This is a genomic window from Citrobacter sp. Cpo061, from assembly GCF_030332845.1.
Taxonomy (GTDB): domain Bacteria; phylum Pseudomonadota; class Gammaproteobacteria; order Enterobacterales; family Enterobacteriaceae; genus Citrobacter; species Citrobacter portucalensis.
This window is the reverse complement of record NZ_JAOWHB010000054.1, coordinates 328,247-353,971: the sequence shown is the minus strand read 5'-3', so window position 1 is coordinate 353,971 and position 25,725 is coordinate 328,247. Positions and strand designations below refer to the sequence as shown.

General features: G+C 53.6%; 22 protein-coding genes. 19 read left to right on the top strand and 3 right to left on the bottom strand.

What is annotated here, in order from left to right; genetic code table 11:
- Window positions 1–7 precede the first annotated feature (7 nt).
- Entirely contained in the window at window positions 8–1,225 is a 1,218-nt protein-coding gene (gene alaA / locus OGX97_RS21835) for an alanine transaminase AlaA (protein ID WP_003028082.1), read from the bottom strand.
- Window positions 1,226–2,153: 928 nt separating this feature from the next.
- On the opposite strand from alaA, the gene lrhA reads away from it, so the two are divergent.
- The 14 genes from lrhA (at window position 2,154) to nuoN (ending at window position 18,852) form a co-directional block, all read left to right on the top strand.
- Window positions 2,154–3,092, top strand: coding sequence for a transcriptional regulator LrhA (lrhA, locus tag OGX97_RS21830; protein ID WP_003834760.1), 939 nt, complete (start codon window positions 2,154–2,156; stop codon window positions 3,090–3,092).
- Between the two features lie 627 nt (window positions 3,093–3,719).
- The gene (gene nuoA / locus OGX97_RS21825) at window positions 3,720–4,163 is read left to right on the top strand and encodes an NADH-quinone oxidoreductase subunit NuoA (protein ID WP_003028077.1); all 444 of its coding nucleotides are present in this window, start codon (window positions 3,720–3,722) and stop codon (window positions 4,161–4,163) included.
- Window positions 4,164–4,178: 15 nt separating this feature from the next.
- Window positions 4,179–4,841 carry an NADH-quinone oxidoreductase subunit NuoB gene (gene nuoB / locus OGX97_RS21820; protein ID WP_003028075.1) on the top strand — a complete coding sequence of 221 codons (663 nt, stop codon included), beginning with the start codon at window positions 4,179–4,181 and terminating at the stop codon, window positions 4,839–4,841.
- Between the two features lie 85 nt (window positions 4,842–4,926).
- Complete coding sequence (gene nuoC / locus OGX97_RS21815; RefSeq protein ID WP_003834757.1) at window positions 4,927–6,729, top strand: NADH-quinone oxidoreductase subunit C/D; 1,803 nt, start codon at window positions 4,927–4,929, stop codon at window positions 6,727–6,729.
- Between the two features lie 2 nt (window positions 6,730–6,731).
- Window positions 6,732–7,232 carry an NADH-quinone oxidoreductase subunit NuoE gene (gene nuoE / locus OGX97_RS21810; protein WP_003028069.1) on the top strand — a complete coding sequence of 167 codons (501 nt, stop codon included), beginning with the start codon at window positions 6,732–6,734 and terminating at the stop codon, window positions 7,230–7,232.
- Window positions 7,229–8,566 (top strand): NADH-quinone oxidoreductase subunit NuoF, encoded by a 1,338-nt coding sequence (gene nuoF / locus OGX97_RS21805; protein WP_003834753.1) that lies wholly within the window; start codon window positions 7,229–7,231, stop codon window positions 8,564–8,566. Before nuoE ends, nuoF begins: the two co-directional genes overlap by 4 nt.
- A gap of 80 nt (window positions 8,567–8,646) precedes the next feature.
- Window positions 8,647–11,373 carry an NADH-quinone oxidoreductase subunit NuoG gene (nuoG, locus tag OGX97_RS21800; RefSeq protein ID WP_128612040.1) on the top strand — a complete coding sequence of 909 codons (2,727 nt, stop codon included), beginning with the start codon at window positions 8,647–8,649 and terminating at the stop codon, window positions 11,371–11,373.
- Window positions 11,370–12,347: an NADH-quinone oxidoreductase subunit NuoH gene (nuoH, locus tag OGX97_RS21795; protein ID WP_003028063.1), complete on the top strand. Its 978-nt coding sequence runs from the start codon at window positions 11,370–11,372 to the stop codon at window positions 12,345–12,347. Before nuoG ends, nuoH begins: the two co-directional genes overlap by 4 nt.
- 14 nt (window positions 12,348–12,361) lie before the next feature.
- Window positions 12,362–12,904, top strand: coding sequence for an NADH-quinone oxidoreductase subunit NuoI (gene nuoI, locus OGX97_RS21790; protein ID WP_003028062.1), 543 nt, complete (start codon window positions 12,362–12,364; stop codon window positions 12,902–12,904).
- 11 nt (window positions 12,905–12,915) lie between these two features.
- Window positions 12,916–13,470: an NADH-quinone oxidoreductase subunit J gene (nuoJ, locus tag OGX97_RS21785; RefSeq protein WP_003028059.1), complete on the top strand. Its 555-nt coding sequence runs from the start codon at window positions 12,916–12,918 to the stop codon at window positions 13,468–13,470.
- A complete protein-coding gene (gene nuoK / locus OGX97_RS21780; protein ID WP_000612644.1) occupies window positions 13,467–13,769 on the top strand; it encodes an NADH-quinone oxidoreductase subunit NuoK in 303 nt (100 codons plus the stop codon). Before nuoJ ends, nuoK begins: the two co-directional genes overlap by 4 nt.
- Window positions 13,766–15,607, top strand: coding sequence for an NADH-quinone oxidoreductase subunit L (gene nuoL, locus OGX97_RS21775; RefSeq protein WP_003834744.1), 1,842 nt, complete (start codon window positions 13,766–13,768; stop codon window positions 15,605–15,607). The genes nuoK and nuoL overlap by 4 nt, the downstream gene beginning before the upstream one ends.
- 251 nt (window positions 15,608–15,858) lie before the next feature.
- Window positions 15,859–17,388 carry an NADH-quinone oxidoreductase subunit M gene (gene nuoM, locus OGX97_RS21770; protein WP_003027692.1) on the top strand — a complete coding sequence of 510 codons (1,530 nt, stop codon included), beginning with the start codon at window positions 15,859–15,861 and terminating at the stop codon, window positions 17,386–17,388.
- 6 nt (window positions 17,389–17,394) lie between these two features.
- Window positions 17,395–18,852 (top strand): NADH-quinone oxidoreductase subunit NuoN, encoded by a 1,458-nt coding sequence (gene nuoN / locus OGX97_RS21765; protein WP_003027689.1) that lies wholly within the window; start codon window positions 17,395–17,397, stop codon window positions 18,850–18,852.
- Between the two features lie 58 nt (window positions 18,853–18,910).
- Here nuoN and OGX97_RS21760 read toward each other — a convergent pair whose 3' ends face one another.
- Both OGX97_RS21760 and rbn read right to left on the bottom strand, forming a co-directional pair.
- Window positions 18,911–19,915: a chemotaxis protein gene (locus tag OGX97_RS21760; protein WP_032944079.1), complete on the bottom strand. Its 1,005-nt coding sequence runs from the start codon at window positions 19,913–19,915 to the stop codon at window positions 18,911–18,913.
- Between the two features lie 64 nt (window positions 19,916–19,979).
- Window positions 19,980–20,897: a ribonuclease BN gene (gene rbn / locus OGX97_RS21755; protein ID WP_235127120.1), complete on the bottom strand. Its 918-nt coding sequence runs from the start codon at window positions 20,895–20,897 to the stop codon at window positions 19,980–19,982.
- A gap of 67 nt (window positions 20,898–20,964) precedes the next feature.
- Here rbn and OGX97_RS21750 point away from each other — a divergent pair, with 67 nt between their 5' ends.
- The 5 genes from OGX97_RS21750 (at window position 20,965) to menH (ending at window position 25,711) form a co-directional block, all read left to right on the top strand.
- Entirely contained in the window at window positions 20,965–21,426 is a 462-nt protein-coding gene (locus OGX97_RS21750; RefSeq protein WP_235127122.1) for a GNAT family N-acetyltransferase, read from the top strand.
- 63 nt (window positions 21,427–21,489) lie between these two features.
- Window positions 21,490–21,795, top strand: coding sequence for a stress response protein ElaB (gene elaB, locus OGX97_RS21745; RefSeq protein WP_003027683.1), 306 nt, complete (start codon window positions 21,490–21,492; stop codon window positions 21,793–21,795).
- 104 nt (window positions 21,796–21,899) lie between these two features.
- Window positions 21,900–23,198 (top strand): isochorismate synthase MenF, encoded by a 1,299-nt coding sequence (gene menF, locus OGX97_RS21740; protein ID WP_032944075.1) that lies wholly within the window; start codon window positions 21,900–21,902, stop codon window positions 23,196–23,198.
- A gap of 87 nt (window positions 23,199–23,285) precedes the next feature.
- Window positions 23,286–24,956 (top strand): 2-succinyl-5-enolpyruvyl-6-hydroxy-3-cyclohexene-1-carboxylic-acid synthase, encoded by a 1,671-nt coding sequence (menD, locus tag OGX97_RS21735; RefSeq protein WP_279850736.1) that lies wholly within the window; start codon window positions 23,286–23,288, stop codon window positions 24,954–24,956.
- Entirely contained in the window at window positions 24,953–25,711 is a 759-nt protein-coding gene (gene menH / locus OGX97_RS21730) for a 2-succinyl-6-hydroxy-2,4-cyclohexadiene-1-carboxylate synthase (RefSeq protein WP_218659078.1), read from the top strand. The genes menD and menH overlap by 4 nt, the downstream gene beginning before the upstream one ends.
- The last annotated feature ends 14 nt before the right edge of the window (window positions 25,712–25,725 follow it).

Sequence of the window (25,725 nt, the reverse complement as noted above, 5' to 3'; positions counted from 1 at the left end):
TGCGTGGTTACAGCTGGCGATACCCTGACAGGAAACGCTCAAATTTACTCAGCGACATTTCGATATCGTCAATACGCGGTAGCGTGACGATGCGGAAATGATCCGGCCACGGCCAGTTGAATGCCGTACCCTGGACCAGCAGTACTTTTTCCTGCAACAGGAAGTCGAGTACCATCTTCTGGTCGTCATGAATATTAAAGCGTTTAGCATCAATTTTCGGGAACATATACAGCGCACCGCGCGGTTTTACGCAAGAGACGCCGGGGATGTCATTAAGCAGTTCCCAGGCGCGGTTACGTTGCTCATACAGACGCCCGCCTGGCATGATGAATTCGCTGATGCTCTGATATCCACCCAGTGCGGTCTGAATGGCATGTTGTGCCGGAACGTTGGCACACAGGCGCATAGAAGCCAGCATCTCAAGGCCTTCGATATACCCTTTGGCATGTTTCTTCGGTCCGTTCAGTACCATCCAGCCCTGGCGGAAACCGGCAACACGATAGGTTTTTGACAGGCCGTTAAAGGTAATAGTCAGCAGGTCAGGGGCCATTGCCGCAATCGAGTGGTGCTCGGCGTCATCGTAAAGAATTTTGTCGTAAATCTCGTCCGCAAAGATGATGAGATTGTTTTGGCGGGCAATCTCAACAATCTCCATCAGCAGCTCTTTAGAATACACCGCGCCAGTAGGGTTGTTTGGGTTGATGATGACGATCCCACGGGTACGCGGCGTAATTTTGGCGCGGATATCATCCAGGTCCGGGAACCAGTCTGACGATTCGTCACACAGGTAGTGCACGGCATTACCACCAGAGAGCGAAACCGCCGCCGTCCACAGTGGATAATCAGGTGCAGGAACCAGCATTTCGTCCCCACTGTTTAGCAATGCCTGCATGGCCTGCACAATCAATTCAGATACGCCGTTACCGATATAGATATCTTCCACGGTTACGTCGCGCATCCCACGGGCCTGGTAATGCTGCATGATTGCTTTGCGGGCTGAATAAAGGCCTTTGGAATCGCAATATCCTTGCGCAGTTGGCAAATTGCGGATCACATCCACCAAAATTTCATCTGGCGCTTCAAACCCGAAAGGCGCAGGGTTGCCGATGTTCAGTTTCAGAACTTTGTTGCCTTCTTCTTCCAGGCGCTTTGCTTCCTTCAGAACCGGGCCGCGAATGTCATAACAGACGTTTTCTAATTTGCTGGATTTTTCAATGGGGGACATGAACGTTGACCTTTTTAGCTGTGAATGCCACTCCCTGCCGTGGAAGTCAGCCCAGCACAATGTACTCCCACGACGGTGAGTTTTGAAGGGTCTTTAGTAGAAGATTTTGGAAAGCAGGAGGATTATAATTCACTGTTAATAACTAAATAATGTGATTTTTGTAGAGTAATAATCTGGATTTTTGTGTTTTTTTGTGGTTTATATTTTGCTTTGTTAGTGTGGGTGTGGTGATTTGTCTGGTCAAAAAAAGTTAGACCTGTAAAGAAAAAGGTAGCCGAGATCTCAGCTGAATGGCGTAATTCGAAAATACTGAGGTTTTGCCTGCGAAATCTGTTATCGGTCTGATCCCTCCGTGATGCGGTGTGAATCCATTGTTAAGCATAATTAATGAATTGAGAGATTCTTAATTAATTATTATTTATTATTTAAACGACATCAAATTGAGTGGGCCAATAATACGAAAACCGTTTCGCTGACATAACACCAATTTGCCCGGAATTATTCGCGATAACACTTATAAATATAGTGGTTTTAGGTTAAGATAACTCCTATGAAATGGTGTGTAGTACGAATTTTACGATAATTCAAATGTTTGTTGGTTGTTCCTAACATCCTGAAAAGTTAGTTTTTAATGTGTAAATTATTGTTCGTTAACTATTTTTTAAATTTACAAAATTTACATGTTTCCCATTAGTCAGAATCATCCAGCAGCTAAAAATACGGCTCTTTCTCGTTGCTATATTCCGATGAATATCACGGGTATTAAAATAGCTCAGAAAGAGAATTGTTTCGTTTGTTAAACCAAATACATCCTTATTTTCACTTGGTTACACTAAGCGAAACTGAAGGGAGGCACATTACAAATGGAGTTGTTTGATTCTGAATGCACAGCATTAACCCGGTATGACCCGCGAGTAAGTGAAAAACTATGATAAATGCAAATCGTCCGATAATTAACCTCGACCTCGATCTGCTGAGAACCTTTGTTGCTGTTGCCGACCTGAATACCTTTGCGGCTGCGGCAGCTGCGGTATGTCGAACTCAGTCTGCGGTAAGTCAGCAAATGCAGCGTCTTGAACAACTTGTGGGGAAAGAGTTGTTCGCGCGCCATGGACGCAACAAACTGCTGACCGAACACGGTATCCAGCTGTTGGGTTACGCCAGGAAAATACTGCGATTTAATGATGAGGCATGCTCATCATTGATGTTTAACAATCTTCAGGGGGTGTTAACTATCGGTGCTTCTGATGAATCCGCCGATACCATACTCCCTTTTCTGCTTAACCGTATAAGTTCGGTTTATCCGAAACTTGCACTGGATGTCAGAGTGAAACGCAACGCCTACATGGTGGAGATGCTTAAGTCGCAAGAAGTGGATTTAGTGGTCACCACTAACCGACCTGGCGATTTTGAGTGCCTGAATTTGCGAACTTCACCGACGCACTGGTATTGCGCAGCCGAATATATCCTGCAAAAAGGGGAACCGGTGCCGTTAGTTCTGCTGGACGATCCCAGCCCGTTTCGCGATATCGTGCTGGCGACGTTGAATGCCGCACAGATCCCGTGGCGTTTGGCTTATGTCGCTTCAACATTGCCTGCGGTCCGCGCGGCGGTAAAAGCAGGGCTGGGCGTTACTGCCCGTCCTGTCGAAATGATGAGCCCGGATTTACGCGTACTGGGTGCGGCGGACGGATTGCCACCTCTGCCTGATACCGAGTATCTGCTGTGCAGCGATCCGGCCACGCAAAATGAATTAGCTCAGGTTATCTTTAAGTCGATGCAGACATATCAAAATCCTTGGCAATACAATCAGTTTACCCCTGAAGGGGGAGATGACTCGCTGATTGTTGAAGGCGACTTTGAGTAAAGCGTCACAAAAAAACGTTTTAAAATGTAAGTGTAAAAAAGAGCCACTGATGATGAAAAAACATCCAGCGGCTCTTTTTTTATGCAAATATTACTGCTTTCTGTTCATTCATATACTAAAACTTAACAAAATCAGCAGGTAAAAAAACAGACTGACAATAGGATGAAAAATAATCAGCTGAGTTGCTAAATGTTTCCATGTTAAAAAACTAGAGAAATTGTTGCTGTTTTTTATGGTGAATTAACAAAAGCGTGTCACAGATCAAGAAAATACTCCCATTTAGGGGGAGGCATCTGGGTGAATTCCTGTCAAAATAGACGTGTATTATCTTTTTTACTTCACTACGGACACGATTCAACAACATTAAAAATGACCGATGATGCAATCGAAATGGGTCTAAAGAGCACTTTATGTTAATGAAGTTGGAACAGTGTAAAATAATGTGAGGAAACTTTTGTTAAAGTTGACAAAAGGTTATAGAAAGGAGTAAAAAACCCCATCAATTAGCTGTATTAAATGATTTTTCACAGTGATTGTAAGGTTTTTTTTATTCCTCCCCATGAATCGATGTGGCGTTCATCTGCCGAAAAGAGCAGAGAATTTGGCGCTACTTTTGATGAGTAAGCAATGAGTATGTCAACATCCACTGAAATCATCGCTCATCACTGGGCATTCGCTATCTTTCTTATCGTTGCCATTGGCCTGTGCTGCCTGATGCTCGTCGGCGGCTGGTTTTTAGGGGGTCGCGCACGCGCGAGATCTAAAAACGTGCCGTTTGAATCAGGTATCGACTCGGTCGGCACCGCCCGCCTGCGCCTGTCTGCCAAGTTTTATCTGGTAGCCATGTTCTTCGTTATCTTCGACGTTGAAGCGCTGTATCTGTTCGCATGGTCAACTTCTATCCGTGAAAGCGGTTGGATTGGCTTTGTGGAAGCTGCAATTTTTATTTTTGTGTTACTGGCAGGTCTGGTTTATCTGGTGCGTATTGGCGCGCTGGACTGGACGCCCGCGCGTTCACGCCGCGAGCGTATGAACCCGGAAACGAACAGTATCGCTAATCGTCAACGCTAACCGCGAGGCATTAAGATGGATTATACGCTCACCCGCATAGATCCTAACGGTGAGAACGACCGTTACCCCCTGCAAAAACAGGAGATCGTAACCGACCCCCTGGAACAAGAAGTTAACAAAAACGTGTTCATGGGCAAACTGCATGACATGGTTAACTGGGGCCGTAAAAACTCAATTTGGCCATATAACTTTGGCCTTTCCTGCTGCTACGTTGAGATGGTGACCTCGTTTACCGCCGTGCACGATGTGGCCCGTTTTGGTGCGGAAGTACTGCGTGCATCGCCGCGTCAGGCTGACCTGATGGTCGTAGCCGGAACCTGCTTTACCAAAATGGCACCAGTTATTCAGCGCCTCTACGATCAGATGCTGGAACCGAAATGGGTTATTTCCATGGGCGCATGCGCCAACTCCGGCGGTATGTACGACATCTATTCTGTGGTGCAGGGCGTTGATAAATTTATTCCGGTCGATGTGTACATCCCGGGATGTCCGCCGCGCCCAGAAGCGTATATGCAGGCTCTGATGCTGCTGCAAGATTCCATTGGCAAAGAACGCCGCCCGCTCTCCTGGGTGGTTGGCGATCAGGGCGTTTATCGCGCCAATATGCAGTCAGAACGCGAGCGTAAACGCGGCGAACGTATTGCTGTAACGAATCTTCGTACACCAGACGAGATTTAATTTGCGCCTGTCGGCAGCAGCACTTCCTTCGCTTATCACTACATAAATAGCGCGAAGCACTGCCGACCACCACGGACCATTTGCAATGGTGAACAATATGACCGACTTAACCGCGCAAGACGCCGTATGGCAAACACGGGATCACCTTGATGACCCGGTCATTGGCGAACTGCGCAACCGTTTTGGGCCGGATGCCTTTACCGTTCAGGCGACTCGCACCGGGGTACCCGTTGTTTGGGTCAAGCGTGAACAATTACTGGAAGTTGGCGATTTCTTAAAGAGACTGCCGAAACCTTACGTCATGCTGTTTGACTTACACGGCATGGACGAACGTCTGCGTACGCACCGCGAAGGGTTACCTGCCGCGGATTTTTCCGTTTTCTATCACCTGATTTCCATTGAACGCAATCGCGATATCATGCTCAAGGTGGCTTTGTCTGAAAACGATCTGCGCGTACCGACTTTCACCAAACTGTTCCCGAACGCCAACTGGTATGAGCGTGAAACCTGGGAAATGTTTGGCATCGATATCGAAGGTCACCCGCACCTGACGCGTCTGCTGATGCCGCATACCTGGGAAGGTCATCCGCTGCGTAAAGACTACCCGGCGCGTGCGACCGAATTTGATCCGTTTGAGCTGACTAAAGCCAAACAGGATCTGGAAATGGAAGCGCTGACCTTCAAACCTGAAGATTGGGGTATGAAGCGTAGTACCGAAAACGAGGACTTCATGTTCCTCAACCTCGGTCCTAACCACCCGTCTTCTCACGGTGCTTTCCGTATTGTGCTGCAGCTTGATGGCGAAGAAATCGTCGACTGCGTACCTGACATCGGCTACCACCACCGTGGCGCTGAAAAGATGGGTGAACGTCAGTCCTGGCACAGCTACATTCCGTACACCGACCGTATTGAGTACCTCGGCGGCTGCGTAAACGAAATGCCTTACGTACTGGCCGTTGAGAAGCTGGCTGGTATCACCACGCCGGATCGCGTCAACGTGATTCGCGTGATGTTGTCCGAACTGTTCCGTATCAACAGCCACCTGCTGTACATCTCCACGTTCATTCAGGACGTCGGCGCGATGACCCCGGTCTTCTTCGCCTTTACCGACCGTCAGAAAATCTATGACGTGGTGGAAGCGATCACCGGTTTCCGTATGCACCCGGCCTGGTTCCGTATCGGCGGTGTGGCACACGATCTGCCGCGCGGTTGGGACAAGCTGCTGCGTGACTTCCTCGACTGGATGCCAAAACGTCTGGATTCTTACGAGAAAGCCGCACTGCGTAACACCATCCTGAAAGGCCGTTCGCAGGGCGTTGCCGCTTACGGTAAGAAAGAAGCGCTGGACTGGGGTTGTACCGGTGCTGCGCTGCGCGCGACCGGTATTGATTTCGACGTGCGTAAAGCGCGTCCGTACTCTGGTTACGAAAACTTTGACTTTGAAGTCCCGGTTGGCGGCGGCGTTTCTGACTGCTATACCCGCGTGATGCTGAAAGTTGAAGAGCTGCGCCAGAGTCTGCGCATCCTTGAGCAGTGCCTCAATAACATGCCGGAAGGCCCGTTCAAAGCGGATCACCCGCTGACGACGCCGCCGCCGAAAGAGCGCACGCTGCAACATATCGAAACCCTTATCACCCACTTCCTGCAGGTTTCGTGGGGCCCGGTTATGCCGGCAAACGAGTCCTTCCAGATGGTGGAAGCGACCAAGGGTATCAACAGTTACTACCTGACCAGCGATGGCAGCACCATGAGTTACCGTACCCGTATCCGTACCCCGAGCTATGCGCACCTGCAGCAGATCCCGGTAGCGGTACGTGGCAGCCTGGTGTCCGACTTAATCGTCCATCTGGGTAGTATCGATTTTGTTATGTCAGATGTGGACCGCTAATTATGCACGAGAATCAACAACCACAAACCGAGGCTTTTGAGCTGAGTGCGGCTGAGCGTGAAGCGATTGAGCACGAGAAGCACCACTACGAAGACCCGCGTGCGGCGTCCATTGAAGCGCTGAAAATCGTTCAGAAACAGCGTGGCTGGGTGCCGGATGGGGCGATCTATGCGATCGCTGATGTGCTGGGTATTCCGGCAAGCGACGTAGAAGGTGTTGCTACGTTTTATAGCCAGATCTTCCGCCAGCCGGTAGGTCGCCACGTGATCCGCTATTGCGACAGCGTGGTGTGCCATATCAACGGCTACCAGGGGATCCAGGCCGCGCTTGAGAAAAAACTCAACATCAAGCCGGGGCAGACGACCTTTGATGGTCGCTTTACGCTGCTGCCGACCTGTTGCCTGGGGAACTGCGATAAAGGGCCAAACATGATGATCGATGAGGATACTCATGCTCACCTGACCCCGGAAGGCATTCCCGAACTACTGGAGCGGTATAAATGAAAGACATTATCCGTACTCCCGAAACCCATCCGCTGACCTGGCGTCTGCGTGATGACAAACAGCCGGTCTGGCTGGACGAATACCGTAGCAAGAACGGCTACGAAGGTGCGCGTAAGGCCCTGACCGGGTTGTCACCGGACGAAATCGTTAATCAGGTAAAAGACGCTGGCCTGAAAGGGCGCGGCGGCGCGGGCTTTTCCACCGGTCTGAAGTGGAGCCTGATGCCGAAAGACGAATCCATGAACATCCGTTACCTGCTGTGTAACGCCGATGAAATGGAGCCGGGCACCTATAAAGACCGTCTGCTGATGGAACAGCTGCCGCACCTGCTGGTGGAAGGCATGCTGATTTCCGCGTTTGCGCTGAAAGCGTACCGTGGTTACATCTTCCTGCGCGGTGAATATATCGAAGCAGCCGTGCATCTGCGTCGCGCGATCGCCGAAGCGACCGAAGCCGGTCTGCTTGGCAAAAACATCATGGGCACCGGTTTCGACTTCGAACTGTTTGTCCACACCGGGGCAGGGCGTTATATCTGCGGTGAAGAAACCGCGCTGATCAACTCCCTCGAAGGTCGCCGTGCTAACCCACGTTCCAAGCCGCCGTTCCCGGCAAGCTCTGGCGCATGGGGCAAACCGACCTGCGTAAACAACGTCGAAACCCTGTGTAACGTACCGGCTATCCTCGCGAACGGCGTGGAGTGGTACCAGAACATTTCGAAGAGCAAAGACGCGGGCACCAAGCTGATGGGCTTCTCTGGTCGCGTGAAGAATCCTGGCCTGTGGGAACTGCCTTTCGGTACTACCGCGCGTGAGATCCTCGAAGATTACGCGGGTGGCATGCGCGATGGACTGAAGTTCAAAGCCTGGCAGCCAGGCGGCGCAGGGACTGACTTCCTGACCGAAGCACACCTCGATCTGCCGATGGAATTCGAAAGCATTGGTAAAGCAGGTAGCCGTCTGGGCACCGCGCTGGCCATGGCTGTCGATCACGAGATTGGCATGGTTCCTTTGGTGCGTAACCTCGAAGAGTTCTTTGCCCGCGAGTCCTGCGGCTGGTGTACGCCGTGCCGTGACGGTCTGCCGTGGAGTGTGAAAATTCTGCGCGCGCTGGAGCGTGGCGAAGGCCAGCCAGGGGATATCGAGACACTTGAGCAACTGTGTCGTTTCCTCGGCCCGGGTAAAACCTTCTGTGCACACGCACCGGGTGCAGTGGAACCGCTGCAGAGCGCCATTAAATATTTCCGCGAAGAATTCGAAGCTGGCATCAAGCAGTCCTTCAGCAATACCCATCAGATTGGTGGTATTCAGCCGAACCTGCTGAAAGAGCGCTGGTGATTACAGGGTTAGCCCTGTGTCGCGATAAGAAATTCGATTAACGCTCGGTTACGACCGAGCCAACTGGAAGCATGCTGACTATGGCTACGATTCATGTAGACGGCAAAGAATATGAGGTCAACGGAGCGGACAACCTGCTGGAAGCTTGTCTGTCTCTCGGCCTTGATATTCCGTACTTTTGCTGGCACCCGGCGCTGGGAAGCGTCGGTGCTTGCCGCCAGTGTGCGGTGAAGCAATATCAAAACGCGGAAGACACGCGTGGTCGCCTGGTGATGTCTTGTATGACACCGGCCACCGAAGGCACCTTTATTTCTATTGATGACGAAGAAGCGAAACAGTTCCGCGAAAGCGTCGTGGAGTGGTTGATGACTAACCACCCGCACGACTGTCCGGTCTGTGAAGAGGGCGGCAACTGCCACCTGCAGGATATGACCGTCATGACCGGTCACAGCTTCCGTCGCTACCGCTTCACGAAGCGTACTCACCGTAACCAGGACCTGGGGCCGTTCATCTCTCACGAAATGAACCGCTGCATCGCCTGCTATCGCTGCGTACGTTACTACAAAGATTACGCCGATGGCGCGGATCTGGGCGTCTATGGCGCACATGACAACGTCTACTTTGGCCGCCCGGAAGACGGTACGCTCGAAAGCGAGTTCTCAGGTAACCTGGTAGAAATTTGCCCGACCGGCGTCTTCACTGATAAAACGCACTCCGAGCGTTATAACCGTAAGTGGGACATGCAGTTTGCGCCGAGCATCTGTCAGCAGTGTTCCATCGGCTGTAACACCAGCCCGGGCGAACGCTACGGTGAACTGCGTCGTATCGAAAACCGTTATAACGGTACCGTTAACCACTACTTCCTCTGCGACCGTGGTCGTTTTGGCTATGGTTACGTGAACCTGAAAGACCGCCCGCGTCAGCCGGTACAGCGTCGTGGCGATGACCTGATCACGCTGAACGCCGAGCAGGCGATGCAGGGCGCGGCAGATATTCTGCGTCAGTCGAAGAAAGTAATTGGTATCGGCTCCCCACGCGCCAGCGTTGAAAGTAACTTCGCGCTGCGTGAACTGGTGGGTGCGGATAACTTCTATACCGGTATCGCCCAGGGCGAGCAGGAACGTCTGCAACTGGCACTGAGCGTGCTGCGTGACGGCGGGATTCATACTCCGGCACTGCGCGAAATCGAATCTTATGATGCGGTTCTGGTGCTGGGCGAAGATGTCACCCAGACCGGCGCACGCGTTGCGCTGGCAGTGCGTCAGGCGGTGAAAGGTAAAGCGCGTGAAATGGCGGCGGCACAGAAAGTGGCTGACTGGCAGATCGCAGCAATCCTTAACATCGGCCAGCGTGCTAAGCACCCGCTGTTCGTTACCAACGTCGATAACACCCGTCTGGATGACATCGCCGCATGGACCTATCGTGCACCGGTTGAAGATCAGGCGCGTTTAGGTTTCGCTATCGCTCATGCGCTGGATAACAACGCTCCGGCGGTTGACGGTATCGACCGTGACCTGCAAAACAAAATTGACGTTATCGTTCAGGCACTGGCCGGGGCGAAGAAACCACTGATTATTTCCGGCACCAACGCCGGTAGCGCCGAAGTGATTCAGGCGGCTGCCAACGTGGCGAAGGCGCTGAAAGGCCGTGGCGCAGACGTCGGCATCACCATGATTGCTCGCTCTGTTAACAGCATGGGCCTTGGTATGATTGGCGGTGGTTCCCTTGACGATGCGCTGACCGAGCTGGAAACAGGTCGTGCTGACGCCGTTGTGGTGCTGGAGAATGACCTGCATCGCCATGCTTCAGCAACGCGTGTGAACGCTGCGCTGGCGAAAGCACCGCTGGTACTGGTCATTGACCATCAGCGTACGGCAATTATGGAAAACGCTCATCTGGTGCTTTCCGCCGCAAGCTTCGCCGAAAGCGATGGTACGGTGATTAACAACGAAGGCCGCGCTCAGCGTTTCTTCCAGGTCTACGACCCGTCCTACTACGACAGTAACACCGTGATGCTGGAAAGCTGGCGCTGGCTGCACTCGCTGCACAGCACCGTGCAGAGCCGCGAAGTGGACTGGACGCAGCTCGACCACGTTATTGACGCGGTCGTTGAGAAGCTGCCGCAACTGGCGGGTATCAAAGATGCCGCGCCGGACGCAAGCTTCCGTATCCGTGGACAGAAATTGGCGCGTGAACCGCACCGCTACAGCGGTCGTACCGCAATGCGCGCCAACATCAGCGTACACGAACCGCGCCAGCCGCAGGACAAAGACACTATGTTCGCCTTCTCTATGGAAGGGAACAACCAACCGTCTGCGCCGCGTTCACAAATTCCGTTTGCCTGGGCTCCGGGCTGGAACTCCCCACAGGCGTGGAACAAGTTCCAGGATGAAGTGGGCGGTAAACTGCGTCATGGCGATCCGGGCGTGCGTCTGATCGAAGCTTCTGCAGATGGTCTGGATTACTTCACTACCGTTCCGGCGAGCTTCCAGGCTCAGGATGGTCAGTGGCGTATAGCGCCGTACTACCATCTGTTTGGCAGTGACGAAATGTCCCAGCGTGCGCCAGTCTTCCAGACTCGCATGCCGCAGCCGTACATCAAACTCAACCCGGCTGATGCCGCGAAGTTGGGTGTTAATGCCGGTACGCGCGTTTCTTTCAGCTACGATGGCAACACGGTTACGCTGCCGGTTGAAATCGCTGAAGGATTAACGGCAGGGCAGGTTGGTTTGCCGATGGGTATGCCTGGCATCGCGCCGGTTCTGGCAGGTGCGCGTCTTGAGGATCTGCAGGAGGCACAACAATGAGTTGGATTACACCCGATCTGATTGAGATCCTGCTGAGCATTCTCAAAGCGGTCGTGATCCTGCTGGTGGTGGTCACCTGCGGGGCATTCATGAGCTTTGGCGAACGTCGTCTGCTGGGTCTTTTCCAGAACCGTTACGGACCGAACCGTGTTGGCTGGGGCGGTTCGCTCCAGCTGGTTGCGGACATGATCAAGATGTTCTTTAAAGAAGACTGGATCCCGAAATTCTCGGATCGCGTCATCTTTACCCTGGCACCGATGATCGCCTTTACCTCGCTACTTCTGGCTTTCGCCATCGTGCCGGTGAGTCCGAACTGGGTGGTTGCTGACCTGAACATCGGGATCCTGTTCTTCCTGATGATGGCGGGCCTCGCGGTATACGCGGTGCTGTTCGCTGGCTGGTCCAGTAACAACAAATACTCCCTGCTCGGTGCGATGCGTGCGTCTGCGCAGACGCTGAGTTACGAAGTGTTCCTCGGGCTTTCCCTGATGGGCGTGGTGGCGCAGGCCGGTTCATTTAACATGACCGACATCGTCAACAACCAGGCTGATATCTGGAACGTTATTCCGCAGTTCTTTGGTTTTGTCACCTTTGCCATCGCGGGCGTGGCGGTGTGCCACCGTCACCCGTTTGACCAGCCAGAAGCCGAGCAGGAACTGGCCGACGGTTACCACATTGAATATTCCGGTATGAAATTCGGTCTGTTCTTCGTGGGTGAATACATCGGCATCGTCACCATTTCTGCACTGATGGTTACCCTGTTCTTCGGTGGCTGGCATGGCCCGTTCTTACCGCCATTCGTCTGGTTCGCGCTGAAAACCGCGTTCTTCATGATGATGTTCATTTTGATTCGTGCGTCGTTACCGCGTCCTCGTTATGACCAGGTAATGTCCTTCGGCTGGAAAGTCTGTCTGCCGCTGACGCTCGTCAACTTGCTGGTAACGGCGGCTGTCATTCTCTGGCAGGCGCAATAAGGGACACAAAGACCATGACCTTAAAAGAATTGTTCGTAGGTTTCGGCACCCAGGTACGCAGTATCTGGATGATCGGCCTGCATGCGTTCGCGAAACGCGAAACGCAGATGTATCCGGAAGAGCCGGTCTATCTACCGCCCCGTTTTCGTGGTCGTATCGTTCTGACTCGTGATCCAGACGGTGAAGAGCGCTGCGTTGCCTGTAACCTGTGTGCGGTAGCGTGTCCGGTAGGCTGTATTTCTCTGCAAAAAGCAGAGACCAAAGACGGCCGCTGGTATCCGGAGTTTTTCCGCATTAACTTCTCACGCTGCATTTTCTGCGGCCTGTGCGAAGAAGCCTGTCCGACTACGGCTATTCAGCTGACTCCAGATTTCGAGCTGGGTGAGTACAAGCGCCAGGACCTGGTTTACGAGAAAGAGGATCTGCTGATCTCCGGTCCGGGCAAATACCCGGAATATAACTTCTACCGGATGGCAGGTATGGCAATCGACGGCAAAGATAAGGGCGAAGCAGAGAACGAAGCTAAGCCTATCGACGTCAAGAGCCTGTTACCGTAAGGAGAGGGGCAATGGAGTTCGCTTTTTATATCTGTGGCCTGATAGCCATTCTCGCAACCTTGCGGGTGATCACCCACACCAATCCGGTACACGCGTTGCTGTACCTGATTATTTCGCTGCTGGCGATTTCTGGGGTGTTCTTCTCGTTAGGCGCTTACTTCGCCGGTGCGCTGGAAATTATCGTCTACGCGGGCGCCATCATGGTGCTGTTCGTGTTCGTGGTGATGATGCTCAACCTTGGTGGTTCTGAAATTGAACAGGAACGTCAGTGGCTGAAACCGCAGGTGTGGATTGGTCCGGCGATTCTGTCGGCCATTATGCTGGTGGTTATTGTTTACGCCATTCTGGGCGTTAACGATCAGGGCATCGACGGCACGCCAATTAGCGCGAAAGCAGTCGGTATTTCCCTGTTCGGACCGTATGTACTGGCGGTTGAACTGGCTTCGATGCTGCTGCTGGCGGGTCTGGTTGTGGCCTTCCACGTGGGGCGCGAAGAGCGTTCTGGTGAAGTGCTGAGCAATCGCACCGATGACCGCGCGAAAAGAAAAACGGAGGAGCACGCATGATCCCCTTACAACATGGACTGATCCTCGCTGCGATCTTATTCGTGCTGGGCTTAACAGGTCTGGTTATCCGCCGCAATCTGCTGTTTATGCTGATCGGACTGGAAATCATGATTAACGCCTCCGCGCTGGCCTTTGTGGTCGCCGGAAGCTACTGGGGCCAGACCGATGGTCAGGTGATGTATATTCTCGCCATCAGCCTTGCGGCTGCCGAAGCGAGCATTGGGCTTGCGCTGTTGCTGCAACTTCATCGCCGTCGCCAGAACCTGAACATCGATTCAGTAAGTGAGATGCGTGGATGAACATGCTTGCCTTAACCATTATTCTGCCATTTATTGGCTTTGTATTACTGGCGTTTTCTCGTGGTCGTTGGTCAGAAAATCTGTCCGCTACCGTGGGTGTCGGGTCGATCGGTCTGGCTGCGCTGGTTACTGCGTTTGTTGGCGTTGATTTCTTTGCCAATGGCCAGCAGGCTTACAGCCAGCCACTGTGGACGTGGATGTCAGTCGGCGACTTCAACATCGGTTTTAACCTGGTGCTGGACGGCCTGTCGCTGACCATGCTCTCCGTGGTGACCGGCGTTGGTTTCCTGATCCACATGTTCGCCTCCTGGTATATGCGCGGAGAAGAGGGCTATTCTCGTTTCTTCGCCTACACCAACCTGTTTATCGCCAGCATGGTGGTTCTGGTGCTGGCGGATAACCTGCTGCTGATGTACCTCGGCTGGGAAGGCGTGGGCCTGTGCTCCTATCTGCTGATTGGTTTCTACTATACCGATCCGAAGAATGGCGCTGCGGCAATGAAAGCCTTCGTGGTAACCCGTGTTGGTGACGTATTCCTGGCGTTCGCGTTGTTCATCCTCTACAACGAGCTGGGCACGCTGAACTTCCGCGAAATGGTGGAACTGGCGCCTGCGCACTTTGCAGACGGTAACAACATGCTGATGTGGGCAACCCTGATGCTGCTGGGCGGTGCGGTCGGTAAATCTGCACAGCTGCCGTTGCAGACCTGGCTTGCTGATGCGATGGCTGGCCCGACGCCTGTCTCCGCGTTGATCCACGCCGCGACGATGGTTACCGCTGGTGTCTACCTGATTGCACGTACGCACGGCCTGTTCCTGATGACGCCTGAAATCCTGCACCTGGTGGGGATTATCGGTGCTATCACTCTGGTGCTGGCGGGTTTTGCTGCGCTGGTACAGACCGACATCAAACGTGTTCTTGCGTACTCCACTATGAGCCAGATTGGTTATATGTTCCTGGCTCTCGGCGTACAGGCGTGGGATGCGGCGATTTTCCACCTGATGACGCACGCCTTCTTTAAAGCGCTACTGTTCCTGGCATCCGGCTCGGTTATCCTGGCTTGCCACCACGAACAGAACATCTTCAAGATGGGCGGGCTGCGTAAGTCAATTCCGCTGGTGTATCTCTGCTTCCTGATCGGTGGCGCGGCGCTGTCGGCTCTGCCGCTGATTACCGCTGGCTTCTTCAGTAAGGATGAGATTCTGGCCGGTGCAATGGCGAATGGTCATATTAATCTTATGGTTGCAGGTCTGGTCGGTGCATTCATGACCTCTCTGTACACCTTCCGTATGATTTTCATCGTGTTCCACGGTAAAGAACAAATTCACGCCCACGCAGGGAAGGGGATTACCCATCATCTGCCGCTGATTGTGCTGATGATCCTGTCCACCTTCGTTGGCGCGCTGATTGTGCCGCCACTGCAGGGTGTACTGCCTGCGACGACCGAGCTTGAGCATGGTCGCGTCATGACGCTGGAAATTACCTCCGGTATCGTAGCGATTGCGGGCATCCTGATCGCAGCATGGCTGTGGCTGGGTAAACGCACACTGGTGACGTCGATTGCGAACAGTGCGCCGGGCCGCCTGCTGGGTACCTGGTGGTATAACGCCTGGGGCTTCGACTGGCTGTACGACAAAGTGTTCGTTAAGCCGTTCCTGGGTGTTGCCTGGTTGCTGAAACGCGATCCGCTCAACTCAATGATGAACATTCCGGCGATCCTTTCCCGCTTTGCAGGTAAAGGCCTGCTGTTGAGCGAGAACGGTTATCTGCGCTGGTATGTTGCATCAATGAGCATCGGCGCCGTCGTTGTGCTGGCACTGTTGATGGTACTGCGTTGAGTTTGTTGGCTGGATGAACGATTGCCGGATGGCGCTGCGCTTATCCGGCCTACAAACCCAAAAATAATTTTTAGAATTCGTTGAAAATCTGTTCCTGATGTACAGGCGTCATCGGCGAAGTCAGACCGGAGACCGCCAGCGCAGAGCAACCGGAGCGTACTGAAGTACGTGAAGATTGCGAGCACTGCCGGGATTTGGGCTGACGAGTGAGATAGCCTGAGCAGGAGTAAATATAAGGGACATACTTAGCTATGTTATTACCCTGGTTGATATTAATTCCCTTTATCGGTGGCTTCCTGTGCTGGCAGACCGAACGCTTTGGCGTGAAGGTGCCGCGCTGGATCGCGCTGATTACCATGGGATTGACGCTGGCGCTTGGCCTGCAACTCTGGTTGCAGGGCGGCTATTCACTGACGCAATCCGCTGGCATTCCGCAGTGGCAGTCTGAATTTGTCCTGCCGTGGATCCCACGTTTTGGCATCTCTATTCATCTGGCTATCGACGGTCTGTCGCTGCTGATGGTAGTGCTGACCGGTCTGCTCGGTGTTCTGGCGGTACTTTGCTCCTGGAATGAAATCGAAAAATACCAGGGCTTCTTCCATCTGAACCTGATGTGGATCTTAGGCGGCGTGATCGGCGTGTTCCTTGCTATCGACATGTTCCTGTTCTTCTTCTTCTGGGAAATGATGCTGGTGCCGATGTACTTCCTGATCGCGTTGTGGGGCCATAAAGCCTCTGACGGTAAAACGCGTATCACGGCGGCGACCAAGTTCTTCATTTATACCCAGGCGAGTGGTCTGGTGATGTTGATTGCCATCCTGGCGCTGGTGTTTGTGCACTATAAAGCGACCGGTGTGTGGACCTTCAACTATGAAGAGCTGCTGAATACCCCGATGTCCCACGGTGTGGAATATCTGTTGATGCTGGGCTTCTTCATCGCCTTCGCGGTGAAAATGCCGGTGGTTCCGCTGCACGGGTGGTTGCCGGATGCGCACTCCCAGGCGCCGACCGCAGGTTCCGTTGACCTGGCGGGGATCTTGCTGAAAACAGCGGCTTACGGTCTGCTGCGCTTCTCTCTGCCGCTGTTCCCGAACGCGTCGGCTGAGTTTGCACCTATCGCAATGTGGCTGGGCGTTATCGGTATCTTCTACGGCGCGTGGATGGCCTTTAATCAGTACGATATCAAACGTCTGATCGCTTACACCTCCGTATCGCACATGGGCTTCGTACTGATTGCTATCTACACCGGCAGCCAGCTGGCGTACCAGGGGGCTGTTATCCAGATGATTGCGCACGGTCTGTCCGCAGCCGGTCTGTTCATTCTGTGTGGCCAGCTGTACGAACGTCTGCACACGCGTGATATGCGTATGATGGGCGGCCTGTGGGGCAAAATGAAATGGTTGCCTGCGCTGTCGATGTTCTTCGCAGTGTGTACGCTGGGTATGCCGGGTACAGGTAACTTCGTTGGCGAATTTATGATTCTGTTCGGCAGCTACCAGGTGGTTCCGGTCATTACCGTGATCTCGACCTTTGGTCTGGTGTTTGCCTCTGTTTACTCGCTGGCGATGCTGCATCGCGCTTACTTCGGTAAAGCGAAGAGCCAGATTGCCAGTGTTGAACTGCCAGGGATGTCGCTGCGTGAGCTGTTTATCATCCTGTTGCTGGTCGTGCTTCTGGTACTGCTTGGCTTCTATCCGCAGCCGATTCTGGATACCTCGCATTCTGCGATGAGCAACATCCAGCAGTGGTTTGTTAATTCCGTTACTACTACAAGGCCGTAAATCGCCATGACAATAACTCCACAACACCTGATTGCGCTGCTACCGCTGCTGATCGTCGGCTTGACGGTGGTGGTTGTGATGCTCTCCATTGCGTGGCGACGCAATCACTTCCTCAATGCCACGCTGTCGGTCATTGGGCTTAACGCCGCGCTGGTTTCGCTCTGGTTTGTTGGCCAGGCGGGCGCCATGGACGTCACCCCGCTGATGCGGGTTGACGGTTTCGCCATGCTCTACACCGGGCTGGTGCTGCTGGCGAGTCTTGCCACCTGTACCTTCGCTTACCCGTGGCTGGAAGGCTACGATGACAACCGGGAAGAGTTCTACCTGTTGGTGCTGATTGCCGCACTTGGCGGTATTCTGCTGGCTAACGCTAACCATCTGGCGGCGCTGTTCCTTGGTATTGAGCTGATCTCTCTGCCGCTGTTTGGTCTGGTTGGCTATGCGTTCCGTCAGAAACGTTCGCTGGAAGCCAGTATCAAATACACCATTCTGTCTGCCGCAGCGTCTTCCTTCCTGCTGTTCGGTATGGCGCTGGTGTACGCGCAGTCTGGTAATCTGTCGTTTGTTGCGCTCGGTAAGAGCCTCGGCGACGGCATGCTGCACGAACCGCTGCTGCTGGCGGGCTTCGGTCTGATGATTGTTGGCCTCGGCTTTAAACTCTCGCTGGTTCCGTTCCACCTGTGGACGCCAGACGTATACCAGGGCGCTCCTGCTCCGGTTTCCACTTTCCTGGCGACGGCGAGCAAAATCGCTATCTTCGGCGTGGTGATGCGTCTGTTCCTGTACGCACCGGTAGGAGATAGCGAAGCGGTACGTATCGTACTGGGCGTGATTGCCTTTGCTTCCATCATCTTCGGTAACCTGATGGCGCTGAGCCAGACCAATATTAAACGTCTGCTCGGTTACTCTTCTATCTCTCACCTCGGCTACCTGCTGGTGGCGCTTATTGCTCTGCAGAGCGGCGAGATGTCGATGGAAGCAGTTGGCGTTTACCTGGCCGGTTACCTGTTCAGCAGCCTCGGCGCGTTCGGTGTGGTCAGTCTGATGTCCAGCCCGTACCGCGGCCCGGATGCGGACTCTCTGTTCTCCTACCGTGGTCTGTTCTGGCATCGTCCGATCCTCGCGGCAGTGATGACGGTGATGATGCTGTCTCTGGCAGGTATCCCGATGACGCTGGGCTTTATCGGTAAGTTCTATGTACTGGCCGTCGGTGTGCAGGCTAACCTGTGGTGGCTGGTTGCCGCCGTGGTGGTCGGTTCCGCGATTGGTTTGTACTACTACCTGCGCGTTGCCGTGAGCCTGTACCTGAGCGCACCGCAGCAGCTGAACCGTGATGCGCCGTCTAACTGGCAGTACAGCGCGGGCGGTATCGTAGTGCTGATTTCTGCCCTGCTGGTACTGGTGCTGGGTATTTACCCGCAACCGCTGATCAGCATTGTGCAGTTAGCGACTCCGCTGATGTAAAAGAAATACGGAAACGAAAAAACCCGCCTTGGCGGGTTTTTTTATGCGTGAAATACGGTCAGTTTAATAGCTGACGGCTCACCAGCGGACCGCTGATGCCTTTCGCTGTGCGATCCATCACTTCCTGGATCACTGAAGAAAGCTCATTGACTTCGAATTTGGCCACGTAGCCATCTGCTTTTACTCGGCGAACGTGATCTTCGTTCGCGCTACCGGAAAGCGAAGAGTGGATAACGACCGGGATTTTCTTCAGACGTTCGTCGGTTTTTATCTTACGGGTAAGCGTAAAACCGTCCATCTCCGGCATTTCGAGATCGGTGAGAACCAGAGCGATCTTCTCACTGACAGGCTTGCCCTCCGCCAGCGCTTCTGCGGAAAGCTGCTGTATTTTTTCCCACGCATCCTGACCTGTTACATGCATCAGATGCGGGATCTCCATGGCGTTAAGCCCTTTTTCCAGCATTGCGCGGGCCACTTTGGAATCATCAGCCACAATCGCCACCGCACCCGGCGTGATGTTGAATTTATTGGTTTTCAGATCGGTTGCGCGCAGGTCGTGGTTCGCCGGTACGATGTCGTACAGGATCTGCTCAACGTCGAGCACCAACGCCAGGTTGTTGGTCTCTTTGTTGTCGTCCAGGCAAGCGATACTGGTGATATAGCGACCATTAACGGCTTTCTCGGCGGTATGCACCTGTTGCCAGTCCAGGCGCATAATGTTTTCCACTGACTCCACAGCAAACGCCTGGACGCTGCGGGCATATTCTGTGATCAACAGGATGTTGAGTCCGGTCTCTGGCTTACAGCCCGCGACGGCGGGCAGGTCAATCACCGGGATCACCTGATCGCGAATGTTAACCATACCCAGTAACGGGGCCTTCATACCCGCTGGACGCGTAAAGGTCGGCATCGGCACGATTTCACGCAGCTTGAATACGTTGATGCCAAACAGCTCTGATTTCTGCTCCTCAACAGATTTGCCGAGGCGAAACAGCAGCAGTTCAAAACGGTTAGACAGGGTTAGGTTTGTCCTGTCATCAATATCTTTCTGGAAATTGTTCATCCTGTCCTCAGTGTGAAAGCCAGCCTTTCCACTGTTATCGGCACTGAGGCGGAAAAATAGAGCGTTAAACGCTGAAAATGGCGAAATCGTGAGCCAGTGCCGTGTCTGGAAATATTGTTTTGCACTCTGCGAGTAATCGCTGACAGCCTTTTTCATCGTAACGTGAGCTAACGTGGGTCATGATCAGGCGTCCCACTCCGGCCTCCAGCGCCAGCTTTGCGGCTTGTCGGGTCGAGCTGTGTCCGCGGCTGTTGGCTTTTTCCTCCATTGAAGCGTCCAGCGTGGTTTCGTGTACCATGACATCTACACCTCGAGCCAGTTCAATGGCGGACGCGCAGGGTCCTGTGTCACCGAAAATAGCGACTGATTTTCCCCTGGTGGCCGGGGCGAGGAAGTCGGCACCGTGGATCGTACGTCCATCTTCCAGCACGATGGTTTTCCCAGCTTTCAAATCCTGAAACCACGGGCCCGCTTTTACACCTGCCGCCTTCAGGGCATTGGCGTCAAGCGCACCGGGTTTGTCGTGCTCTTGAATGCGAAAACCGTAGCATTCCAGCGGATGCGCCAGCGGGTAAGCCGTTACTTTTCGCAGGCCGTCATCCACAATCTCACCCGCGGTGATTTCTACAATATCCAGCGGATAGTCGGTCCAGGAGCCGCTCAGACGCAATGCGGTTTCGGTAAACTCTCGCAACCCTTTTGGCCCGTAGAGCGTCAGAGGCTGGACATTGCCGGCCATTGAGCGACTGCATAGTAGCCCCGGTAAACCAAACAGGTGATCGCCGTGCAGATGGCTGATAAAAATACGATCGAGTTTTCCTGGATTGAAAGGCGTGGTGAGCATCTGATGCTGCGTCCCTTCGCCGCAATCAAAAAGCCACAGCCCTGCCTGAGTCGGGTGTTGCAGATTTAGTAAAATTGCCGTTACATTGCGTGAGCGCGTGGGGACTCCCGCAGACGTGCCTAAAAATAGTAATTCCATCTTTGCGTTACACTTTTCGCCATCAATAAGGCAGGGTGTTCAGGTTATCACAACATAGGGGCAGAGAATGATTCACTGGCAAGATCTCCACCATGCAAAGCTGAGTACCCAACAACTGTACGCACTACTTCAGCTACGATGCGCGGTGTTTGTAGTTGAGCAACAGTGTCCGTACCAGGATGTGGATGGCGATGACCTGGCTGGAGAGAATCGGCATATTCTGGGCTGGCATAACGATGAGCTGGTGGCGTATGCGAGGATTCTGAAAAGCGATGACGAGCTGGAGCCGGTAGTGATTGGTCGGGTGATTGTAAGCAAAACGCTGCGTGGTGAAAAACTGGGGCAACAGCTAATGGCCCAGACGCTGGCATCCTGCGCGCAACACTGGCCACACAAGGCGTTGTATCTGGGCGCGCAGGCGCATCTGCAATCATTCTATGCACGCTTTGGCTTTGTTCCGGTGACGGATATCTATGACGAAGATGGTATTCCACACGTCGGAATGGCGCGGGAAACACATCAGGCGTAAACAGGCGCAATCAGTCCAGGTTGTCTATAGTTAGCGGGTACGTCAATAGAAAGGGAGAATATAATGTCTTTTCATTCTTATGAATCACGTATCGATGATGATCTGGAATTATTAAGTGAAACGCTGGAAGAGGTGCTGCGTTCTTCTGGCGACCCAGCAGATCAAAAATACCTTGAGTTAAAAGCGCGGGCAGAGCGGGCGTTAGAAGAGGTGAGAAATCGCGTCAGCCATGCTTCTGATAGCTACTATTACCGTGCGAAAAAAGCTGTTTGTCGGGCGGATGACTATGTGCACGAAAAACCCTGGCGCGGAATCGGCGTTGGCGCCACAGTCGGTTTAGTGATGGGATTATTGTTAGCGCGGCGATAAATTCCGTTCTGTCATCGCATTTGTACGTACTCCCTAACTGGGGGTACTGCTTTTTCTGCTCAGTACCCCGTATAATGAGAGGTTTTTAACAGGGAGAGGTCCGCGTGCATTCAATCACTACTGCGCTGGAAAGTCTGATGCGTCATTTATCGCAAGAGATGCCAGCAGCACCTGGAATTCGTATTTACGATATACCTTTCCCACTGAATGATGCGTTTGACGCTTTAGGATGGCTGGCTAGTCAACCCGTCTGGCCCCAGTTTTACTGGCAGCAGCGTAACGGCGATGAAGAAGCCGCCGTATTAGGGGCCGTCGCCGCATTTTCCTCGCTGGAATCAGCACAGCAATTTTTACATCAGCATGATAATCATCCCGACCTGCGCATCTGGGGCCTGAATGCCTTTGAGCCTCAGCGTGGCAATTTACTGCTGCCGCGGCTGGAGTGGCGACGTTGCGCCGGAGTGGCGAGCTTACGCTTACATCTTTATAGCGACGTGTCGCTACGTGAAGACGCTGCACAAGCGATCGCCTTCATCTCATCGCTTGCTCCCGTAAAACCGCTCCCTGCATTGCGTTTGAATTTGACGGGAGAACAGCACTGGCCGGAGAAAGCTGGCTGGATAGACCTGATAAAACTCGCCACTCAAACGATCGCAGGAGAAGACCTCGATAAGGTCGTGCTGGCGCGGGCGACCGATTTACAGTTTTCTCAGTCGGTTAATGCCGCTGCCGTGATGGCTTCCAGCCGTCGCTTAAATCTGAACTGCTACCATTTCTTTATGGCATTCTCCGCCGACACCGCTTTTCTTGGCTCTTCTCCTGAACGTCTGTATCGACGACGTGATACGGCGCTGCGCACCGAGGCGCTGGCCGGAACCGTGGCCAATCACCCTGAGGATCATCGGGCCTGGCAATTGGGCGACTGGCTAATGAAAGATGATAAAAACCAGCGCGAGAATATGCTGGTGGTCGAAGATATTTGCCAGCGTCTGCAAGGCTGTACGCAAACTCTCGATGTGCTGCCACCGCAGGTGCTCAGGCTGCGTAAAGTGCAGCACCTGCGCCGTTGCATCTGGACGGAACTGAATCAGGCCGACGATATGCTTTGCCTGATGCAGCTTCAGCCCACGGCGGCAGTTGCCGGTATTCCGCGTGAGCTGGCGCGTGAATTCATCCAACAAAATGAACCCTTTGAACGCGAGTGGTATGCCGGTTCAGCGGGTTATCTTTCTTTGCGCCAAAGCGAGTTTTGTGTGTCATTGCGTTCAGCGAAAATTAGCGCAAACGTGGTACGCCTGTATGCCGGGGCAGGGATTGTACGTGGCTCAGATCCTGAGCAGGAATGGCAAGAAATAGACAATAAAGCGGCAGGGTTACGTACTTTATTACAGATGGAAGGATAGTGATTTCGTGTATATTTCCGATTCATATCAAAAATCCATTTATTCGATTCTCTATACTGTGTCGCAATATTGATACCGGACAATCTCATGTCAGTAAGCGCATTTAACCGACGCTGGGCGGCGGTCATTCTGGAAGCACTCACTCGCCACGGCGTCAGGCATGTCTGCATTGCCCCTGGCTCTCGTTCTACACCGTTGACGCTGGCGGCAGCGGAAAACCCCGCATTCATCCACCACACCCATTTTGACGAGCGCGGTCTTGGGCATCTGGCTTTAGGTCTGGCAAAAGTCAGCCGGCAGCCTGTCGCCGTGATTGTGACGTCCGGTACCGCGGTGGCGAATTTATATCCCGCGTTGATTGAAGCGGGCCTGACCGGTGAAAAACTGATTTTACTTACCGCTGACAGACCGCCAGAGCTTATCGACTGTGGCGCGAACCAGGCGATTCGTCAGGCCGGAATGTTTGCCTCGCATCCATCGCAAACGCTCTCTTTACCGCGTCCGACTCAGGACATTCCGGCAAGCTGGCTGGTGTCCACTATTGATAATGCGTTAGCTGCCCTGCATAGCGGGGCGGTTCATATCAATTGCCCGTTTGCGGAACCGCTCTATGGCGATATGGACGAAACGGGGATTGCCTGGCAGCAGTGCCTCGGCGACTGGTGGCAGGACGATAAGCCCTGGCTGCGAGAAGCGCGTCGGCTGGAAAGCGACAAACAACGCGACTGGTTTTTCTGGCGACAAAAACGCGGCGTAGTCATTGCGGGCCGCATGAGCGCGGAAGAAGGTAAGAAGGTTGCGCAGTGGGCGCAGACGTTAGGCTGGCCGCTGATTGGCGATGTTCTGTCGCAAACCGGACAACCGCTGCCGTGCGCCGACCTGTGGCTGGGAAATGCGAAAGCTGTAGCTGAATTGCAGCAGGCGCAGATTGTGGTGCAGCTTGGTAGCAGCCTGACCGGAAAACGTCTGCTGCAATGGCAGGCCAGCTGCGATCCGCAGGAATACTGGATTGTCGATAATATCGAAGGCCGCCTCGATCCGGCCCATCATCGCGGCCGCAGGTTGGTGGCGAAAGTTGGCGACTGGCTGGAGCTACATCCGGCGGAGAAACGTCAGCCCTGGTGTATGGAGATCCCTCGTCTGGCGCAACAGGCCTGGCAGGCGGTAGAAGCCCGTCGTGAGGCGTTTGGTGAAGCGCAATTAGCCCACCGTATCCGCGACTACTTGCCGGAGCAGGGGCAGCTGTTCGTGGGTAACAGTCTGGTGGTACGCCTGATTGATGCGCTGTCGCAGCTTCCGGCTGGTTACCCGGTCTATAGCAACCGTGGCGCGAGCGGTATTGACGGCCTGCTGTCAACGGCAGCTGGTGTACAGCGTGCCAGCGCGAAATCGACACTGGCGATTGTTGGCGATTTATCTGCATTGTATGACCTGAATGCGCTGGCGTTATTGCGCCAGGTTTCTGCACCGTTTGTCCTGATAGTGGTCAATAATAACGGCGGGCAGATTTTTTCCCTGCTGCCGACACCAGCCAGCGAACGCGAACGGTTCTATCTGATGCCGCAGAACGTACATTTCGAGCATGCTGCCGCCATGTTTAACCTTAAATACCAGCGCCCGGAAAACTGGGAGCAGCTGGAGAGCGCGTTGACTAACGCGTGGCGTACACCTGCGGCCACGGTGATTGAGCTGGTGGTGAACGAAACTGACGGGGCGCAAACCTTGCAGCAACTGCTGGCGCAGGTAAGTCACCTATGATCCTGCATGCGCAGGCGAAAGAGGGCCAAACGGGATTTCCCTGGCTGGTTTTCCTGCACGGTTTCTCTGGCGATTGCCAGGAATGGCAGACGGTCGGCGAAGCATTTCAGGATTATTCGCGGCTATACATCGACCTGCCGGGACACGGTGGCTCCGCTGACATCGGCGTGAGCGGGTTCGATGATGTCGGCGTTTTGCTGCGTAATACCCTGCTTAGTTACAACATACTTAACTTTTGGTTGGTGGGATACTCTCTTGGCGGCAGAGTCGCGATGATGGCGGCCAGTCAGGAGATGCCAGGGCTTTGTGGTCTGGTGGTTGAAGGCGGACATCCCGGCTTGCAAAGCGAGGAGGCGCGCGTTCAGCGTCGTCTCTCGGATGGCCGCTGGGCTGCACGTTTTCGCGCAGAGCCGCTACGTGAGGTGTTTAATGACTGGTATCAACAGCCCGTTTTTTCCTCGCTGAACGCGGCACAAAGAGAGGCGCTGGTCGCTCTGCGTAGCCAGAATAATGGGCAAACGCTGGCGGCAATGCTGGAGGCCACCTCGCTTGCCGTACAGCCTGATTTACGTGCGCAACTCACGACGCGCACATTTCCGTTTTATTATTTATGTGGTGAACGTGACGAAAAATTCCGCGCTCTGGCGGCGGAAATATCAGTACCAAACCATGTGATTCGTAATGCCGGACACAACGCGCATCGGGACAACCCCGCGGGCGTAGTGGACTGTCTGGCTCAGATTCTGCGTCGCTGACTATAGGACATTTT